This window comes from Kitasatospora sp. NPDC092948, from assembly GCF_044754805.1.
GTDB lineage: Bacteria > Actinomycetota > Actinomycetes > Streptomycetales > Streptomycetaceae > Kitasatospora.
On record NZ_JBIVPU010000002.1, the window covers coordinates 805,953 to 819,457 of the forward strand.

At 72.3% G+C, this 13,505-nt stretch carries 14 protein-coding genes and 2 tRNA genes; 11 read left to right on the forward strand and 5 right to left on the reverse strand.

Annotation, left to right across the window (positions count from 1 at the left end):
- Positions 1-95 precede the first annotated feature (95 nt).
- The 4 genes from ACIQF6_RS08525 to ACIQF6_RS08540 all read left to right on the forward strand — a co-directional run bounded on the left by ACIQF6_RS08525 (position 96) and on the right by ACIQF6_RS08540 (position 3,476).
- Positions 96-872 (forward strand): hypothetical protein, encoded by a 777-nt coding sequence (locus ACIQF6_RS08525; RefSeq protein ID WP_400891711.1) that lies wholly within the window; start codon positions 96-98, stop codon positions 870-872.
- Entirely contained in the window at positions 869-1,810 is a 942-nt protein-coding gene (locus tag ACIQF6_RS08530) for a nucleic acid/nucleotide deaminase domain-containing protein (RefSeq protein ID WP_400891713.1), read from the forward strand. Before ACIQF6_RS08525 ends, ACIQF6_RS08530 begins: the two co-directional genes overlap by 4 nt.
- Before the next feature lie 37 nt (positions 1,811-1,847).
- The gene (locus ACIQF6_RS08535; RefSeq protein ID WP_400891716.1) at positions 1,848-2,549 is read left to right on the forward strand and encodes an SUKH-4 family immunity protein; all 702 of its coding nucleotides are present in this window, start codon (positions 1,848-1,850) and stop codon (positions 2,547-2,549) included.
- Positions 2,550-2,615: 66 nt separating this feature from the next.
- Positions 2,616-3,476 carry a nucleic acid/nucleotide deaminase domain-containing protein gene (locus ACIQF6_RS08540; RefSeq protein WP_400891719.1) on the forward strand — a complete coding sequence of 287 codons (861 nt, stop codon included), beginning with the start codon at positions 2,616-2,618 and terminating at the stop codon, positions 3,474-3,476.
- Positions 3,477-3,483: 7 nt separating this feature from the next.
- Here the strand turns inward: ACIQF6_RS08540 and ACIQF6_RS08545 are convergent, their stop codons facing one another.
- From ACIQF6_RS08545 to purS, 4 genes are all read right to left on the reverse strand, one after another.
- Positions 3,484-4,296, reverse strand: a complete 813-nt coding sequence (locus ACIQF6_RS08545; protein WP_400891721.1) for a sterol carrier family protein — start codon at positions 4,294-4,296, stop codon at positions 3,484-3,486.
- 76 nt (positions 4,297-4,372) lie between these two features.
- Positions 4,373-6,628 (reverse strand): phosphoribosylformylglycinamidine synthase subunit PurL, encoded by a 2,256-nt coding sequence (gene purL, locus ACIQF6_RS08550; RefSeq protein WP_400891723.1) that lies wholly within the window; start codon positions 6,626-6,628, stop codon positions 4,373-4,375.
- The gene (gene purQ / locus ACIQF6_RS08555; RefSeq protein WP_035864318.1) at positions 6,628-7,305 is read right to left on the reverse strand and encodes a phosphoribosylformylglycinamidine synthase subunit PurQ; all 678 of its coding nucleotides are present in this window, start codon (positions 7,303-7,305) and stop codon (positions 6,628-6,630) included. Before purQ ends, purL begins: the two co-directional genes overlap by 1 nt.
- Entirely contained in the window at positions 7,302-7,556 is a 255-nt protein-coding gene (gene purS, locus ACIQF6_RS08560) for a phosphoribosylformylglycinamidine synthase subunit PurS (RefSeq protein WP_033250393.1), read from the reverse strand. The genes purQ and purS overlap by 4 nt, the downstream gene beginning before the upstream one ends.
- A 423-nt stretch (positions 7,557-7,979) precedes the next feature.
- On the opposite strand from purS, the gene ACIQF6_RS08565 reads away from it, so the two are divergent.
- The 7 genes from ACIQF6_RS08565 (at position 7,980) to ACIQF6_RS08595 (ending at position 12,527) form a co-directional block, all read left to right on the forward strand.
- The gene (locus ACIQF6_RS08565) at positions 7,980-8,297 is read left to right on the forward strand and encodes an Lsr2 family protein (protein ID WP_073807183.1); all 318 of its coding nucleotides are present in this window, start codon (positions 7,980-7,982) and stop codon (positions 8,295-8,297) included.
- Positions 8,298-8,448: 151 nt separating this feature from the next.
- Positions 8,449-8,521, forward strand: a tRNA-Gly gene (locus ACIQF6_RS08570).
- Positions 8,522-8,559: 38 nt separating this feature from the next.
- Positions 8,560-8,635, forward strand: a tRNA-Gly gene (locus ACIQF6_RS08575).
- Between the two features lie 176 nt (positions 8,636-8,811).
- Positions 8,812-9,786, forward strand: a complete 975-nt coding sequence (locus tag ACIQF6_RS08580; protein WP_400891726.1) for an ABC transporter ATP-binding protein — start codon at positions 8,812-8,814, stop codon at positions 9,784-9,786.
- Complete coding sequence (locus ACIQF6_RS08585) at positions 9,783-10,586, forward strand: ABC transporter permease (protein ID WP_400891728.1); 804 nt, start codon at positions 9,783-9,785, stop codon at positions 10,584-10,586. The genes ACIQF6_RS08580 and ACIQF6_RS08585 overlap by 4 nt, the downstream gene beginning before the upstream one ends.
- Before the next feature lie 82 nt (positions 10,587-10,668).
- Positions 10,669-11,916 (forward strand): sensor histidine kinase, encoded by a 1,248-nt coding sequence (locus ACIQF6_RS08590; RefSeq protein ID WP_400891731.1) that lies wholly within the window; start codon positions 10,669-10,671, stop codon positions 11,914-11,916.
- Positions 11,913-12,527: a response regulator transcription factor gene (locus tag ACIQF6_RS08595; RefSeq protein ID WP_035864327.1), complete on the forward strand. Its 615-nt coding sequence runs from the start codon at positions 11,913-11,915 to the stop codon at positions 12,525-12,527. The genes ACIQF6_RS08590 and ACIQF6_RS08595 overlap by 4 nt, the downstream gene beginning before the upstream one ends.
- Before the next feature lie 31 nt (positions 12,528-12,558).
- Here the strand turns inward: ACIQF6_RS08595 and ACIQF6_RS08600 are convergent, their stop codons facing one another.
- Positions 12,559-13,458, reverse strand: a complete 900-nt coding sequence (locus ACIQF6_RS08600) for a phosphoribosylaminoimidazolesuccinocarboxamide synthase (RefSeq protein WP_400891733.1) — start codon at positions 13,456-13,458, stop codon at positions 12,559-12,561.
- Positions 13,459-13,505: the final 47 nt, after the last annotated feature.

The window sequence follows — 13,505 nt, forward strand, 5'->3', positions numbered from 1 at the left end:
ACCGGGACCAGACCGGGACCGGACCGGGAGTTGACCGACCGTCATCGGTCATTCGATAGTCGTTGCAACGATATTCGGGGGAGGGATGCGCGGAAATGGGCGTGGTACTGCCGGGCGAACTGGTCTGGGTCCTGGACCTGATCGGCATCAATTGGCCGAACGTCGACGAGGACGAATACCGCGAGATGGCGAGTGAACTCCGCGATCTCGCCGGCAGCCTGGTCGCGGACCGTGACTACATCTCCGCCGCCGCCCAGGACTTCCTCGGCATCAGCGCGGGCGCCGGGGCCGAGGCGTTCCAGGCGCACTGGAGCAAGGTGGCCGACACCCACATGCCGCAGGTCGCCGAGGCGATCCGGCTGTTCGCCACCGGGCTGGACGGCGCCGCCCTGGTGATCACCGGCGCGAAGCTCGCCGCCGTGGCCCAACTCGTGGTGCTGGCCACCGAAGTGATCGCGGCCCAGGCGGCCGCCCCGTTCACCTTCGGGCTCTCCGAGGCCGGCGCGCTCGGCGCCACCCAGGCCACCCGAATGATCGTCAAGCGGCTGCTCAAGGAAGCCGAGCAGCAACTGCTCTCCCAGCTGCTCCAGTTGGTCGAGGGCCCGGTCTTCGCCGCCCTCGGCAACATCGCCCAGGACCTGGTCGTCCAGCTCGCCCGCAACGCCCTCGGCGCGCAGAAGGGCATCGACTGGGGCGAGGCCGCGGGCGCCGGCAAGGACGGCTTCAAGGACGGCGTCCAGCAGTCCGTCGACCAGGTCAAGGGCTACGCCGCCAACCCGCTCGGCACGGCGGAGCAGTTCGCCGAGAACACCGTCACCGGCGCCGTGCAGAACGGCGGCCGGCCGGCCACGACCCAGCGGAGCGGGCGATGAGCGACACCGTCAAGCACGACTACGACGCCGCCGAGACCCTGGCCCGGCAGTTCGACAAGCACTTCGACACCATGCGGCAGCACCACACCACCACCACCCGCGCCCGCACCCGGGCGGTCAGCGGACGCGGCGGCGACAAGCTGGGCCAGATCGTCTCCAACATGGCGGACAAGGCGCTCGGCGCGATCGAGACCGCCCTGGACAGCCTGGCCAACCACGCCAAGGACGTCTCCAGCGGCCTGCAGAAGATGAACGCGAACCACCGCCAGCTGGAGCAGAAGCTCGCCGACGACTACAAGAAGATCCTCAAGAACCACGACACCACCCCGGTGTTCCTGCTGGACCACCGCGGCGACCTGCACCACCTCCACGCCGACGGGACCAAGACCAAGGTCGACCCGAACGACCCCAGCGGGATCAACCACTTCCTCCCGAACGGCAAGCACCCGCGGTTCCGCCCCGACCAGTCGAAGATCCCGCCGGTCGGCGATCCGGCGGTGCACTCCCGCAAGGTCCGCGACGGCGGCACCGAGCTGGCCCGGGCCACCCAGCGGGCCAGGTACGCGGAGAAGGACTTCGGCCGCGGCATCACCCCCAAGAACCCCGCCAACCGGGCCCGGAGCAACTACGCGGCGCTCCACTACCAGGACGGGCAGCGGAACTTCATCCTGGTCGCCCGCAGCGACTTCCTGAACCAGGCGCACTCCGAGCAGCGCATCGCCGCCCCCATCCTGGAGAAGCTCCAGGGCCCCAACATCCGTGCCCTGTACACCGAGCGGGCCCCCTGCGACCAGCCGAGATCCAACTGCGGCTCCTGGCTGCACAAGACGTTCCCGCACCTCACGGACGTCAGCCACAGCTTCGACTACTCCGACGACCACACGCCGCACACGGAGTACCTGGGCCGCCTCAAACAGCGCCGGAAGCAGATCTTCTAGACGTTCCGGGCGCCCGGCGCCCGGCTAGGCTGACGGCATGACGTCCGCTGCCTCCTTGCCCCCGGTTCGCCCGGTCAGCCGCGCCGAGTTGGAACAGGTCTACGGCGCCGACGGCCTGCTCCGCGTCCCCGACGCGGAGCTGCCCGCCGTCGTCACCGACCCGGGCGCCCGGGCCTACCTCGGCGAGGTCGGCCTGATCGCCGCACCCGGCACGATGGTCCGGCTCCTCGAACCGGCGCTGCGCGCGCTGGCCGAGGAGTGCGGGCCGCAGGGCCCCGCCCACGACTGGCCCGGGCTGCCGAACGACGGCGCCGGCATGGTGGTGGTCGGCCACTACGGCTCGGGCGTCTTCGCGCTCGACGGCGCCACCGGGGAGGTGTACGCCCTCGGCGCGAACCGGCCGCCGACCGTCGACGGCCGGCCCGCCCACCGCAGCCTGCACTCCCTGGCGCGCTGCCAACTCGCCTTCGGCGGACTGGAACTGACCGTCATGGTCGACCAGATGGACCCGGACACCATCGACTGGTGCCGCTCCCACCTGCCGGAGTTCGCCGAGCTGCACCCCGCGTTCCTCGACGACGTCGACGAGGAGGACGTGGACCCCGAGTTCTTCGCCGGGCAGCCGGCCCTGGAGGACATCGTCGCCGGTCTGGCCGCGAAACTGCGCGCCGTCGAACCCGGACTGCTCGACCAGCCGGTCTGGCAGGACATCATGCACGACTTCGAGCACGGCTACTGACCGTGGACGAGGACTCGATCCTCCAGCACCACCGCTACGGCTACTGATCCGACCGACGGAGTCCCGATGACCACCGAACTCACCCAGCGCCTGCTCGACCGCTTCGGGCCGGCCGGCCTGTACCGTCCCGACCCCGCCGCCCTCGCCGCCACCGCGGCCTCCGCCGAGGCGGTGGCGCTGCTCACCGGCGCCGGGCTGCCGCTCCAGGTCGGGCCGTACTTCGCCGCCGCCCCCGGCCGGCCGCTCCGGCTCGCCGACTGGGCCCGCGAGGTCGGCCTGTCCGCGGACGGGCGGCCGGAAGCGGACTGGGCGCGGCTGGGCAACGACCGCGGGGCCGAGCTGTGCGTGGACGGCGCCGGCCGGGTCTGGGCGGTGTACCTGGCCTTCCAGGGGCCGTCCGTCCCGGTCGACGTCTCGCTCGGCGCGTTCCTCGACAACCTCTGCACGCTGGACGAGAACCTGCGGGCGCTGGCCGCCGCCGAGCGCCCGGACGAGGTGTTCCAGCTGTTCTCGGCGGCGGAGAGCCGGATGCGCAGCACCGACCTGCGCGCCTTCGAGAGCGACGAGCAGTGGTGGCCCCGGGTCCTGGAGGACATCCGGCACACCCGCGGCGTCCCGGGCTACGCGGCGTTCAAGGTCCGCGGCCAGGGCGGCGAGCCGCAGATCGTCACCGCCGACGGCTCGCTCGCCCTGCACGCCGAGGAGGCGCTCTGGCACCGGTTGTCCGCGGGCGGCCTCGACCCGGACGACGTGGTCGAGGTCTACACCGAGCTGCAGGCCTGCACCATGCCCGGCCACTACTGCGCGATGTGGATGGCCCGGGCGTTCCCGAACGCCGAGTTCACCCACAGCTACGACTACGGCGACACGGCGGCCGAACGCGACGCGGGCATCCGCGAGTTGGCCGCCGCGCTGACCGAGGGCTGAGCCGCCTTCAGCCCAGGACGGGCAGGTGGCCGGAGAGGTCGCTGCGCTCGCCGCTCGCGGTGAGCGCAGCGTCCAGCGCGTCGGCCCAGGCGAGCCGGCCGGTGGCCAGCCGGATCCAGCTCAGCGGGTCGGTCTCGACCACGTTCGGCGGGGTGCCCCGGGTGTGCCGGGGGCCCTCGACGGCCTGCACCACGGCGAACGGCGGGATCCGCAACTCGACTGCCCCTCCCGGCACTTGGGCGGCGAAGGCGTCGGCCAGCAGCCGGGTCGCGGAGGCCAGCGCGAAGCGGTCGTGCGGGAAGGCGTCGACGCCCAGCGCGTCCGCCAGGTCGTCGGCGTGCACCACGGTCTCCACCAGCCGGGTGACCAGGAAGTCGGCCAGCAGCATCGGGCCGAAGCGCATCGGGATCACCCGCCCGGGCCGCTGCCCGTCCGCACTGTCCAGGGCCTTCCACAACTCGCCGATCTGCCGGTCGAGTTCGCCCGAGACCTGGGCGGCGTCCCCGGCGAACTGCTCGGCCACCAGCTCCACCGCCGTGGAGTTGATCGCAGCGGCTGCGGTGCGGGTCTTCGCGGCCCAGTACAGCGGCGTGATCGGGGCCTGCGGCGGCAGCGGGTCGTGCAGGTGCAGCGGCACCCAGCTGGCCACCATGCCGAGGTGGGCGACGAGTTCACGCACCCGCCAGTCCCCCAGCCGGGTCGGCAGGGCGAGCTGTTCGTCGTCCAGCTCCCGGACGGCGGCGGCGATCGCGTCGAGCTGCCCGGTGAGTGCGGCGCGCACCTTCACCGGGTCGTAGGTTCGGGGCTTCACGGTGGGCATGCCCGCAGCGTACAAAACGCCGACGGGCGGCCGACCCGGAAATCACCGGAATCGGCCGCCCGTCGTTGACGGTCCGTCAGGCGAGCAGCGCCTCGATGACGCCGGTGTGGGCGTCCCGGAGCTCGGCCAGGGTGACGGTGAACTGGCCCTGGACCTCCAGCGCCTCACCGTCCACCACGCCGATCCGGGCGACGGGCAGGCCGCGGGCGCCGCACATGTCGTTGAACCGGAGCTCCTCGCTGCGCGGGACGGCCACCACGGCGCGACCGGCGGACTCGGAGAACAGGAACACGAACGGGTCGAGGCCCTCGGGCACGACCACGCGGGCGCCCTTGCCGCCCTTGAGGCAGCTCTCCACCAGGGCCTGCGCGAGGCCGCCGTCGGAGAGGTCGTGGGCGGCGTCGATCATGCCGTCGCGGGACGCGGCGATCAGGATCTCGCCCAGCAGCTTCTCGCGCTGCAGGTCCACCTTGGGCGGCAGGCCGCCGAGGTGGTTGTGCACGACCTGCGACCAGGCGGAGCCGCCCAGCTCGTCGGCGGTGTCGCCGAGCAGATAGAGCAGCTGGCCCTCTTCGGCGAAGCCGACCGGGGTGCGCCGGGTGACGTCGTCGATGACGCCGAGCACCGCGACCACGGGGGTCGGGTGGATGGCGACGTCGCCGGTCTGGTTGTACAGCGAGACGTTGCCGCCGGTGACCGGGGTGCCGAGCACCTGGCAGGCGTCGGCCAGGCCGCGGGTGGCCTCGGCGAACTGCCACATCACGTCCGGGTCCTCGGGGGAGCCGAAGTTGAGGCAGTCGGAGACCGCGAGCGGCTTGGCGCCGCCGGCCGCGACGTTGCGGTACGCCTCGGCCAGGGCCAGCTGGGCGCCGGTGTACGGGTCCAGCTTGGCGTAGCGGCCGTTGCCGTCGGTGGCGACCGAGACGCCGAGGTTGGTCTCCTCGTCGATCCGGATCATGCCGGAGTCCTCGGGGGTGGCGAGCACCGTGTTGCCCAGCACGTAGCGGTCGTACTGGTCGGTGATCCACGCCTTGGAGGCCTGGTTCGGCGAACCCGCGACCTTCAGCAGGGTGTCCTTCAGCTCGTCGCCGGTCGTCGGGCGGGCGAGCCGCTCGGCGGTCGGGGCGTCGGCCTGCAGGGCGTCCTGCCAGGACGGGCGGGCGTACGGGCGCTGGTAGGTCGGGCCCTCGTGGGCGACGGTGCGCGGCGGCACGTCGACCACCAGCTCACCGTGCCAGAAGATCTCCAGGCGCTCGCCGTCGGTCACCTCACCGATGACGGTGGCGATGACGTCCCACTTCTCGCAGATCTCCAGGAAGCGGTCGACCTTGCCGGGCTCGACGATGGCGCACATGCGCTCCTGCGACTCGCTCATGAGGATTTCCTCCGGCGAGAGCGTGTGGTCGCGCAGCGGCACGGTGTCCAGCTCGATCCGCATGCCGCCGGTGCCGGCCGAGGCCAGCTCCGAGGTGGCGCAGGACAGGCCGGCGCCGCCGAGGTCCTGGATGCCCGCGACCAGGTCTTCCTTGAAGATCTCCAGGGTGCACTCGATGAGCAGCTTCTCCTGGAACGGGTCGCCGACCTGGACGGCCGGGCGCTTGGCCGGGCCGGTCGCGTCGAAGGTCTCCGAGGCCAGCACCGAGACGCCGCCGATGCCGTCGCCGCCGGTGCGGGCTCCGTACAGGATGACCTTGTTGCCGGGGCCGGAGGCCTTCGCGAGGTGGATGTCCTCGTGCTTCATCACGCCGACGCACAGCGCGTTGACCAGCGGGTTGCCCTGGTAGCAGGAGTCGAAGACGACCTCGCCGCCGATGTTCGGCAGGCCCAGGCAGTTGCCGTAGCCGCCGATGCCCGCGACGATCCCGGGCAGCACGCGCCGGGTGTCCGGGTGGTCGGCCGCACCGAAGCGCAGCGGGTCCATCACGGCGACCGGGCGGGCGCCCATCGCCAGGATGTCGCGCACGATGCCGCCGATGCCGGTGGCCGCGCCCTGGTAGGGCTCGATGTACGACGGGTGGTTGTGCGACTCGACCTTGAAGGTGACCGCGTAGCCCTGGCCGACGTCGACCACACCGGCGTTCTCGCCGATGCCGACGAGCATCGCGTCGTTCTCCGGGGCCTTCTCGCCGAACTGCTTCAGGTGGACCTTGGAGCTCTTGTACGAGCAGTGCTCCGACCACATCACCGAGTACATGGCCAGCTCGGCGCCGGTCGGGCGGCGGCCGAGGATCTCGCGGATCCGGGCGTACTCGTCCTCCTTGAGGCCGAGCTCGGCCCAGGGCTGGGCGGATTCCGGGGTCTGCTCGGCGTTCTTGACGGTGTCGAGGCTCATCAGGCGTTCACCAGCTGCTTCAGGACGGAAGTGAAGAAGCCCAGGCCCTCGGTGGTCGGACCGGTGAGCGGCTCCACGGCGTGCTCCGGGTGCGGCATCAGGCCGACGACATTGCCGGCGGCGTTGGTGATGCCGGCGATGTCGCGGTACGAACCGTTCGGGTTCACATCGAGGTACCGGGCCACGATGCGGCCCTCGCCCTCGAGTTCGTCGAGGACGTGCTCGTCGGCGACGAACCGGCCTTCGCCGTTCTTCAGCGGAACGACGATTTCCTGGCCGGCCGAGTAATCCCGGGTCCAGGCGGTGTCGGCGTTCTCGATGCGGAGCTTCTGGTCGCGGCAGATGAAGTGCAGCGAGTCGTTCCGGGTGAGCGCGCCGGGCAGCAGGTGCGATTCGCACAGCACCTGGAAGCCGTTGCAGATACCGAGGACCGGCATTCCGAGCTTCGCCTGCTCGATGATGGTGTCCATCACCGGGGAGAAGCGGGAGATGGCACCGCAGCGGAGGTAGTCGCCGTAGGAGAATCCGCCGGGCAGGACGACCGCGTCGACCTGGTGGAGATCCTTGTCACGGTGCCAGAGGGCGACCGGCTCGGCGCCGGCCAGGCGGACCGCGCGCTGGGCGTCGCGGTCGTCGAGGGAACCGGGGAAAGTGACAACGCCGACGCGGGTGGTCACTTGCCCTCCTCCTCGACGCGGACGGTGAAGTCCTCGATCACGGTGTTGGCGAGGAACGTCTCGGCGGCCTCACGGATGCGGGCGAGCGCGGCGTCGTCGACCGGCCCTTCCAGCTCCAGTTCGAAACGCTTGCCCTGGCGGACGTCGGCGATCCCGGCGAATCCGAGACGGGGCAGTGCACGCTGCACCGCCTGTCCCTGCGGGTCGAGGATCTCCGGCTTGAGCATGACGTCGACTACGACGCGTGCCACTGGCACTCCCGGTGGTGATTGCGTTCAGGCGGGGGACCTTCAGCCTAACCGGTGCCGGACGACCGTCTTGCGGCCCACCTGCGGCAACGCGCGTAGACCAATGCCCCTTACGTATCAAGGCCCCGGGGCCCGCGCACCGGGCTGTCCGAGCCCCTGTCGGCATCCCATTTCGTCGGTTTAATCCCGTCTGTAACGGGGCCGTATCGGCATCCGAGGGAACCCCGTGAATATCCGGAAAAAAGGAATCCCGAACTCTTCGATTTCAGCAGGTTCCGGGTGCAGAATAGGGCGACCGGCAGCCGAACGCGCCGCATCTCGGCGTGGGCTCCCCCTGCCCGCCGACGGATGCCGTGATCCCGGCCCAAGGACCGACGGGGCATCCGAGAGCTCCGCCGGCCGAATTGCCCGAGAGGATTGACACCCATGGCTCAGCGTGTAGTCGTCACGCTCTCCGACGACCTGGACGGCGGCGCCGCCGCGGAAACCGTCCACTTCGGCGTGGACGGGAAGTCGTACGAGATCGACCTGTCCGCCGACAACGCGGAAAAGCTTCGGGAGGCTCTCGCCCCGTTCGTCGCCGCCGGCCGCCGGCAGAGCCGCAGCGGAAAGTCCTTCCGCCGCACCGCGCTCACCCCGGACCCGGCCGCGGTGCGCGCCTGGGCGCAGTCGAACGGAATGGAGCTGCCCGCCCGCGGCCGCATCCCGAAGCACGTGTACGAGGCGTTCTCCGAGAACAACTGACCCTCCCCGGCGGCCCGTTGCGGGCCGCCGGCCCTTCCCCGGCCACGCCGCCGGGGAAGGATGGGGCGAGCAGGCCGATTGATGTTGTAGAGTTCTTCTCGTCGCCGCAACCGGGGAAACCCGAGCGGGGCGGCCGGTGCCCAGGCGCCGTGCGGACGTGGCTCAGTTGGTAGAGCATCACCTTGCCAAGGTGAGGGTCGCGAGTTCGAATCTCGTCGTCCGCTCGCAGCTAGCGTTACAGGCTGTAACAATTCAATATCATGCGGACGTGGCTCAGTTGGTAGAGCATCACCTTGCCAAGGTGAGGGTCGCGAGTTCGAATCTCGTCGTCCGCTCCAGTTCCGAAGGCCCCCTCGACCGAGGGGGCCTTCGGCGTTTCCGGCCCTCCCCGGACGCGACGTACGCGGCGACCTTGCACCCGATGACATTTGTCATCGCCGACCCGTGCAACTCCACCGGCGCCCGGTGACGGTCCGCACTACTGGACGGCCCGGCCCGGCGGAAGGCTGGAGCCATGACCGACACCAGCCGTCCCCGCCCCGCCGTCGAGGCCCGCGGCCTGCACCGCCGCTACGGACCGTCCGGCGCCGCCGGCTTCGAGGCCGTCCGCGGCCTGGACCTCAGCGTCGCCCCCGGCGAGCTGTTCGCGCTGCTCGGCACCAACGGCGCCGGCAAGACCTCCACCATGGAGGTGCTGGAGGGCCTGGCCGCGCCGAGCGCCGGCGAGGTCCGGGTGCTCGGCCTGGACCCGGCCCGGGAGCGGGCCGCGCTCCGCCCGCGGATCGGCATCATGCTGCAGGAGGGCGGCTTCCCCGGCGAACTGACCGTCGCCGAGACCGGCCGCTGCTGGAACGGCCTGACCACCGACGCCCGCACCGTGGACGAGGCGCTCGACCTGGTGGGCCTGCTGCCCCGGCGCTCGGTGCGGGTCAAGCAGCTGTCCGGCGGCGAGCGCCGCCGCCTCGACCTGGCGATGGCCCTGCTCGGCCGCCCCGAGGTGCTGTTCCTGGACGAGCCCTCCACCGGCCTGGACCCGGAGGCCCGCGCCTCGGTGTGGCGGCTGATCCGCGACCTGCGCGCGGCCGGCACCACCGTGCTGCTCACCACGCACTACCTGGAGGAGGCCGAGGAGCTCGCCGACCGGCTGGCGATCATGCACGGCGGCCGGGTGGTGGTCGGCGGCACCGTCGACGAGGTGCTGGCCGACCACCCCGCCCGGATCGGCTTCGAACTGCCCGAGCGCTCCGGCCCGCACGCCGCACTCGACCTGCCGGCCCTGCCCGGCGCCGAGCCGACCATCGACGGCCGCCGGATCACCCTGCACACCACCGACCTGCAGGGCACCCTGACCGAACTGCTCGGCTGGGCCGCCCGCCACCGGGTCGCCCTGGGCCGGCTGGACGCCCGCAGCGCCTCGCTGGAAGAGGCCTTCCTCGCCATCGCCGCGTCCGACGCGGCCACCTTGCCGCAGATCGGACGTGCCGCATGACCGCCGCGACCACCCCCACCGGACGCCTGCTCGCCCTCGGCCGCGCCGAGGCGACCCTGCTGCGCCGCAACCGCACCGCGATGTTCATGGCCCTGGCGCTGCCGCTGATCCTGGTCGGCACGCTCCGCTCGGTGCTCGGCAAGGCCGCCGAGCACACCCCCGGCCTGGACGTGAACGCCAACCTGGTGGCCGGCTCGATGGGCGTCGTGCTGCTGATCGTCATCTACTGCAACCTGACCTCGGCCTACACCGCCCGCCGCACCGACCTGGTGCTGAAGCGGCTGCGCACCGGCGAGGCCACCGACGCCGAGATCCTGCTCGGCACCGCCGCCCCGGCGGTCGGACTGGCGCTCGCCCAGTGCCTGCTGCTGGGCGTCGGCGGCGCGCTGCTGCTCGACCTGCCCGCCCCGGTGAACCCGCTGCTGCTGCTGGCCGGACTGGCGCTGACGGCGGCCCTGTTGACCGCGCTGGCCGCGCTGTCCAGCGCCTTCACCAAGACCGTGGAGACCGCCGGCATCACCACCCTGCCGCTGCTGCTGGTGGCGCAGCTCGGCTCCGGTCTGATGATCCCGCTGGAGTCGCTGCCGGACTCGGTGGCGAACGTCTGCCGCCTGCTGCCGACCACCCCGGCGCTGCAACTGCTGCGGATCGGCTGGTTCGGCACCGACGGCTCCGGCCCGGCCGAGGACTTCGCCGGGTCGTGGGGTCAGGGCGCGGTGCCGCTGCTGCTGGCCGTGGCGTGGACGGGCGTGGCGGCCTGGGCGGCCCGCCGGTGGTTCCGCTGGGAGCCGCGCCGATAGATTCGGCGGAGCCGTCGGACAGCCGGAACGTCGGACAGTCGGAACGTCGGAACGTCGGGAAAGAGGAAACCACGCCGTGCGGATGAGCAGGCCACGACCGATCCGCCGCTGGCAGGCACTGTCGAAACCACAGCGCATCGAGCTGTACGTGCGGTGGTCGCTGTACATCGTGGCGGTGGCCCAGCCGGTGCTGGCGCTCGCCTCGGTGGCCGCCGCCGCCCGGAACGACGAGCCGCCGGCCGGTTTCCGGCTGCTGGTGCTCGGCCTGCTGGCGGCGGGGGCGCTGAACATCGTCCTGTTCCGCACCGGCCTGGCCGCGTACCTCGGCCGTCGCCCGCACCCGTACGGCTGGGCGGCGCTGGCGGCGGCGGTGTCGGCGGGCCTGGCGCTGGCGGTGCTGCTACTGGGGCCGCCGGACGTGCCGGGCGAGCCGCCCACCTCGGCCGCCCCCGGGGTGCTGGCCACCATGGCGGCGACCTGCTGGATCACCGCGGCGGCGGTGGCCCTGCCGACCCGCCGGGCTCTGCTGGGCGGCGTCGCCCTGGTGGCCCTGCTGACCGTGCCGCCGGCGCTGGCGGGCACCCGGCCGGGCACGGTGGTCGGCATCCTCTTCGGGAGCCTGCTCGGCGCGACGATGGCCGCGCTCGCCGCCCGCTGCTCGGCCTGGATGGCGAAGGTGGTCTGGGAGCTCGACGGGGCCCGGGAGACCCAGGCCCGGCTGGCGGTCGCCGAGGAGCGGCTGCGGTTCTCCCGCGACCTGCACGACATCCTGGGCCGCAACCTGGCCACCATCGCGCTGAAGAGCGAACTGGCCGTGCAGCTGGCCCGCCGTCAGCGCCCGGAGGCGGTGGACCAGATGACCGAGGTGCAGCGGATCGCCCAGGACTCGCAGCGCGAGGTCCGCGAGGTGGTGCGCGGCTACCGCACCGTCGAGCTGCACACCGAACTGATCGGCGCGGCCTCGGTGCTGCGCGCCGCGAACGTCGACTGCCGGACCGAACTGGCGGGCGCGGACGTGCTGCCGGCCGAGGCGCAGTCGGTGCTCGGCTGGGTGGTGCGGGAGGCGGCGACCAACGTGCTGCGCCACTCCGAGGCCGCCAAATGCTCGTTCCGGCTGCGGGTCGCGGACGGCGCCGCGGTGCTGGAGGTGGAGAACGACGGGGTGCCCGCCGTCCCGCCGGCCCGCACCGAGGGCACGGGCAGCGGCCTGCGCGGTCTGCGCGAGCGACTGGCCGCCCACGGCGGCACCCTGACGGCGGCCGGCCCCGGCCCCGGGCGGTTCCTGGTGACCGCCGAACTACCGATGACAGCAAGGGAGTCTGCTGCGTGACGGACCGGGTGCGGGTACTGCTCGCCGACGACGAACATCTGATCCGGGGGGCGCTGGCGGCGCTGCTGGCGCTGGAGGACGACCTGACGGTGGTCGCCGAGGCGGCGTCCGGTCCGGAGGCGCTGGCGATGGCCGCCGCGCACCGCCCGGACGTGGCCGTGCTGGATCTCCAGATGCCGGGCCTGGACGGCCTGGAGGTGGCCGCCGAGCTGCGGCACCGGCTGCCGGACTGCCGAGTGATGATCGTGACCGGGCACGGCCGCCCGGGCTACCTGAAGCGGGCCCTGGAGGTCGGGGTGCGCGGCTTCCTGCCGAAGACCGTCTCCGCCTCCGACCTGGCGGGCATCATCCGCACCGTCCGGGCGGGCGGCCGCTACGTCGACCCGGAGCTGGCCGCGGAGGCGATCAGCGCGGGCGACTCCCCGCTGACGCCGCGCGAGACGGACGTGCTGGAACTGGCCGCGGACGGCTCCTCGATCGCCGAGATCGCCGATCGGGCGTCGCTGTCGCAGGGCACGGTGCGCAACTACCTGTCCTCGGCGGCGGGCAAGCTGGGTGCGGAGAACCGGCACGCGGCGGTGCGGATCGCCCGCGAGCACGGCTGGCTGTGACGGGCCGTGCTCCCGGGCGATCCGTCCGGCGTCACTTCCAGCTGAGCCCGGTGAGCTTCTCGTACGCGTCGATGTAGCGCTGCCGGGTGTGCTCGACGATCTCGGCGGGCAGCGCCGGCGGCGGGTTGTCGCTCTTGCGGTCCCAGCCGGAGGCCGGCGAGGTCAGCCAGTCGCGGATGATCTGCTTGTCGAAAGACGGCTGGTCGCGGCCGGGCTGCCACTCGTCGGCGGGCCAGTAGCGGGACGAGTCGGGGGTCAGCACCTCGTCGCCGATGACCAGTTCGCCGTCCAGTAGGCCGAACTCGAACTTGGTGTCGGCGAGGATCAGGCCGCGGTCGCGGGCGATCTCGCGGGCCCGGGAGTACACCGCGAGGGTGGTCTGCCGCAGGGTGGCGGCGAGGTCGGCGCCGACCCGGTGGGCGGTCTCCTCGTAGGAGACGTTCTCGTCGTGCTCGCCGACCTCGGCCTTCAGCGCCGGGGTGTAGATCGGCGCGGGCAGCTCGGAGCCGTTGTCCAGGCCCTCGGGCAGCGCGATGCCGCACACCGTGCGGGAGACCCGGTACTCCTCCAGGCCGGAGCCCGCCAGGTAGCCGCGGGCCACGCACTCCACCGGCGCCATCTCCAGGCTGCGGCAGATCAGGGTGCGGCCGGCCCAGTCGGCGGGGGCGCCCGCGGGCAGCTCGGTGGAGATCACGTGGTTGGGCACCAGGTCGGCGATCCGCTCGAACCACCACAGCGACAGCTGGGTGAGGATCCGGCCCTTGTCCGGGATCTCGTTGGGCAGCACCCAGTCGTAGGCGGAGGTGCGGTCGCTGGCCACCATCACCAGGTTGCCGTTGCCGTCCCGGTACAGGTCGCGCACCTTGCCGGTGTGCAGGTGGACCAGGCCGGGCACCTGGACCGGCTCGGGCTTGGTGACGAATCCGCTCACGGTCAGTCAGTCCTCACAGCTGGGGGGCTCTGCCGCGAGTCTTTCAT

What these genes read in the sequence shown, in the direction of transcription:
- ACIQF6_RS08580 (WP_400891726.1), top strand. Translation starts at nt 8,812, where the DNA reads ATGACCGACACCAGCCGTCCCCGCCCCGCCGTCGAGGCCCGCGGCCTG.
- ACIQF6_RS08565 (WP_073807183.1), top strand. Translation starts at nt 7,980, where the DNA reads ATGGCTCAGCGTGTAGTCGTCACGCTCTCCGACGACCTGGACGGCGGC.
- ACIQF6_RS08590 (WP_400891731.1), top strand. Translation starts at nt 10,669, where the DNA reads ATGAGCAGGCCACGACCGATCCGCCGCTGGCAGGCACTGTCGAAACCA.
- purL (WP_400891723.1), bottom strand. Translation starts at nt 6,628, where the DNA reads ATGAGCCTCGACACCGTCAAGAACGCCGAGCAGACCCCGGAATCCGCC.
- ACIQF6_RS08545 (WP_400891721.1), bottom strand. Translation starts at nt 4,296, where the DNA reads ATGCCCACCGTGAAGCCCCGAACCTACGACCCGGTGAAGGTGCGCGCC.
- ACIQF6_RS08535 (WP_400891716.1), top strand. Translation starts at nt 1,848, where the DNA reads ATGACGTCCGCTGCCTCCTTGCCCCCGGTTCGCCCGGTCAGCCGCGCC.
- ACIQF6_RS08540 (WP_400891719.1), top strand. Translation starts at nt 2,616, where the DNA reads ATGACCACCGAACTCACCCAGCGCCTGCTCGACCGCTTCGGGCCGGCC.
- ACIQF6_RS08530 (WP_400891713.1), top strand. Translation starts at nt 869, where the DNA reads ATGAGCGACACCGTCAAGCACGACTACGACGCCGCCGAGACCCTGGCC.
- ACIQF6_RS08585 (WP_400891728.1), top strand. Translation starts at nt 9,783, where the DNA reads ATGACCGCCGCGACCACCCCCACCGGACGCCTGCTCGCCCTCGGCCGC.
- ACIQF6_RS08525 (WP_400891711.1), top strand. Translation starts at nt 96, where the DNA reads ATGGGCGTGGTACTGCCGGGCGAACTGGTCTGGGTCCTGGACCTGATC.